The following is a 3,869-nucleotide window of genomic DNA, read 5'->3' as shown; positions in this document are numbered from 1 at the left end:
AGCCCGAGAACTTGCATAAGCCGTGGACCACAAACGGGGTCAACTCCAGGCCTGCCGCGCACTAACTTTACCCTTGGACCACCGCGTGGGGCCGATCACCCGATCGCGCCGCATGCCAACGACGTTTCGCAACCGGACAGCTACCGATTCCCTCTCCTGCGACGCAATAACGCTTGAGCCATAGTGAAGTAACCCGTCGTTAGGCCACGCGATAAACCAAGTCCATCGCTGGCCAGAAGGATAAAAATATAGGTAACACCTCCAGTTGCAGCGACTGTGCATAAGCGTAACAGCTCGCCATGCCCAATCAGGAGGCTTCGCACACAGAGCCCGATACTAGCCAGTCCCGCCGTACCTACGAAAATTGGGAGCAGCCGTATCATTAAGACTCGAACCGGTAATTCCAGTACCCTACTCAGTAGAATCAAATTGTATACTGCAAACGCATACACTCTCAAAATATATACTACCACTACCGAGACAATATCAAACTGTGCAGCTCCGAAAGTTAAAGTTGCATTGCTCAAAGCCTGCCAGATGGCTTGCTGACGAATAAGTCTCGTGCGGGCCTTAGCGATCATCACGGGTGTAAAAAGAAGGTTGATACAGCTGGCGAACACGGTGAGACTTAGCATCGAAAGCACTAATGCCGATTTTTCCCATTTTGCTCCTGCAAGAAGCACGATTGCATCGTGCGATACTATACTCAAGCCAATGAAAATCGGTGCCGCAATTCCTACTATAAATTCTGAATACTGCAGATAGATTCGACGTAGATCCTCGTCGCTCGCAGCAGCATCTGTAAATAGCGTGTATGAGACAGAGCTGAGCGGAGCAATCACAAGCTGCAAACAAAAATCGTAAAAGCGCCAAGCGACGCGCGTTATCCCCAGAGAGACGACCCCAAGAAATGCTCCTATGTTCAAGTCAACAATACGACCATTCGCTAACTGAAGTGTGTTACTGATCGTCACATTCAGTCCTGTCGACACAAGTCGGCGCGACTCAACGATTACAAATACCCAACTAGGTTTCCATGGCTGTGCGATGAGTATCGTGCATGTATAAACTATAGTAAAAACTAATTTTTGGACAGCGAGGGCGTAGACGCCATAGCCCCCTGCAGCAAAAGCAATCGCAGCGATAGCCCCCATGATGGTCGCGAGAACGTTGCGAATGGCAAGGCCACTATATCGAAGCTCACGCCGGAGAATTGCCTCGCTTACCTGCCCGAAATTGCTGATTAGCGGTACTGGCGCGAGAATTAATAGTACGGGACCTACTACTGCAGCGCCAGTCAAGGCCGTAAGGGGTTGGGTAACCGAAGCTACAAATATTAGAGAAACGATTCCGATCAGCATCAAGATCCAGAAAGATGTCGATCGTGTGCGCTGATTATCAGCGCCCGCTTGAAGCAATGCTTCCACTTGGCCAAATCGCCCGAAGACAGTGAGCATGTCGACGAGAGCCGCGGCAACTCCCATTGCCCCAAAATCTGCGGGGGACAGCACACGCGCGAGGTAAAGAAAGACGCCCAGGGAGACGACTAATTGACCTCCGTTGCCAAGTACCATGTACGCAGAATTGAGAACGGCAGCTTTGCGAAGCGTCACGACTAGAGACCAGACCGTAAGCTAGAAACTCGCCTCTGTACAGTAATGGCCGCAGCTAGTGCAAGCCGAGGGCGAATCTGGAAAGTCCTAAGTGTTGCAATCGACTGATGTCCCTTGAGGATTAAGAGCAGATCGTGCAAGTCTGCCATTCCAAGATAGTAGCTTTTCCGCCTTTGCAGTGCCTCGAATGCAGTTCTAGATAGTCGCTCCCTATGACGGGCGATAATTTCATCGGAGAGCAGCGCATGGTTCCGGAGGTGGTTGGCGGAACGACTAAGAGAGCCTTTACGGCGTCGATAGATATAACCCGCATGAGAGCTTGCAAAGCAGCGCGGTTTGTACGCGAAAGCATTGGCATAAAGTAGAAAATCCTGTCCACTGCGAAACTGAGGATCATAACGCAAACGGTGCTGCACCATGAACGAGCGTTTAAATAGAGGTTTCATGTATCCAGGATTCAGGGATCTGCCGAATTTTGCTGAAAATACGAAAAACTTATCTGCATCGAAAGAAATGATGTCGCGATCGATCCAGTAAAATGCGCGATCCTTTTGAGTGGTTGCAGGAAAGTTGGAAATTGCCTGGTCGTCAAAGGCCATGTCGGCTGATCTCTCTTCAGCCAATGCGACGAGGCGAGTGAGACGGCTTGGCTCATAGACGTCGTCAGCATCAAGGAAGGTAAGCCATTTGCCCTGAGCCGCATCGAGGGCAATATTACGTGCGACCGAAGCTCCGCTATTTACGGTGAGTGTGTATGGTTTGATCCTAGGATCTTGCGCTGCAATTTCGGCGATCACAGCTGCTGAGCCGTCAGTCGAGCAATCGTCTACAACTAAGCACTCCCAGTCGGTAAAACTTTGTTGACGAATCGATGTCAGAGCATCACTGATGAAGCCAACAGCATTGAAGCATGGCACTACGATCGATACAGAAACCACGTCCCTAGCCCTTTCTCGATTGCTGTCTGTCGGTGGCCTGCTGTAGCTCGGCCTCTGGGCTCGCGTTTTTTGACTGATACACGCCGCCTCATCAATGTCAAACTGCATAGATTTTTGATTATGAGTCGAAGATTAGATGAATTAGCTCAGATTTTTGCTTGAAGTCAGATGCCCCTTAGCACTCATATAGATCCCCGCACAAGGGGATCAGCCGTGAGATCATAGATTTGCGTAGCGACAACATTGGGACGCGCAATGACAGTGCGGCATGCGCCTTGCTCCTGTTGCAATACATTTCTGTAATCTAACGTCTTCGATGTCGATGATCGGTTGTGCGGGAAGTAATAATGTTATCAATCATTTGCAAGACACGGCTTGCCTGCCGATTCGGGATTTAGCACTGTCAGCTACGAGCAGGCTTGGCGATGCTTGTAATTCCGGAGAAAGCGTCTTCCTCTTCAGCAATCCTTTCGGATGAGGCTTGTCTGAAGGCAGGCGCGGCACGTCATTGAAGTGGATTGATAGGAAGGCTGTATAGATGGCGTTTTTCAGAGTGAATTTGAGCGACTACAACCTTGAGCGCTTTCGTTAGTGCGTCGGGGTCGGACGGTTTTAAGATGGCCTGCCTCCTGAAAAGTGGTCCTCCCTGAGGTATGGCTTCGAGCCATGTGGAGGATGTTGTCATGGGACGGAAGAAGCATACGGCTGAAGAGATTGTCGCCAAGCTGCGCCAAGTTGATGTTCTGGTCTCGCAAGGTCGCAATTATCGAAAAGCGTTTTAGAGGTTCAGGGACTGTATACGAATGGGATGCGCGCCTAGCTGTCGTTGCCCAGAAGGTTGTTCAGCCTTTGCCAGGGTGTCGGTCGGCTGAGGGCTGTGGCCTGCCTCCTGAAAAGTGGTCCTCCCTGAGGTATGGCTTCGAGCCATGTGGAGGATGTTGTCATGGGACGGAAGAAGCATACGGCTGAAGAGATTGTCGCCAAGCTGCGCCAAGTTGATGTTCTGGTCTCGCAAGGTCGCAAGGTTGCCGAAGCAATCCGCTCCATTGAGGTGACTGAGGTCACGTATTACCGCTGGCGCTCCAAATATAGCGGCCTGAAGGGTGACCAGGTCTAGCGGTTGAAGTCTCTAGAGACAGAGAACCAGCGCCTTCGTCGGGCGATCTCCGACCTGACCTTGGAGAAGCTTATCTTGAAGGAGGCAGCTTCGGAAAACTTGTTCTCTATTCGGGGTTCATCGGTCAACTCCCTTTCGTGCGCATCCTGGTTCGGCGCGTGAACGGTCCTGTGGAGCTCTTGCTTCTCTCCGAGGTCGACG

2 protein-coding genes and 1 pseudogene are annotated in these 3,869 nt (G+C 51.1%); 1 reads left to right on the top strand and 2 read right to left on the bottom strand.

Annotated elements, in window-relative coordinates:
* Positions 1-140: 140 nt before the first annotated feature.
* Entirely contained in the window at positions 141-1,574 is a 1,434-nt protein-coding gene (locus tag ASF41_RS24290) for an oligosaccharide flippase family protein (RefSeq protein WP_082504690.1), read from the bottom strand.
* A gap of 41 nt (positions 1,575-1,615) precedes the next feature.
* Positions 1,616-2,659 carry a glycosyltransferase family 2 protein gene (locus tag ASF41_RS24285; RefSeq protein ID WP_082504689.1) on the bottom strand — a complete coding sequence of 348 codons (1,044 nt, stop codon included), beginning with the start codon at positions 2,657-2,659 and terminating at the stop codon, positions 1,616-1,618.
* An 835-nt stretch (positions 2,660-3,494) separates the two neighbouring features.
* Between ASF41_RS24285 and ASF41_RS19375 the strand changes: the two are divergent.
* Positions 3,495-3,776: pseudogene (locus tag ASF41_RS19375) on the top strand (transposase); the annotation flags it as partial.
* Positions 3,777-3,869: the final 93 nt, after the last annotated feature.

Origin of the sequence: Methylobacterium sp. Leaf111 (assembly GCF_001423285.1) — a bacterium.
Classification (GTDB): domain Bacteria; phylum Pseudomonadota; class Alphaproteobacteria; order Rhizobiales; family Beijerinckiaceae; genus Methylobacterium.
The sequence above is the reverse complement of the archived record's forward strand: the minus strand, read 5'-3'. Positions and strand labels throughout refer to the sequence as shown.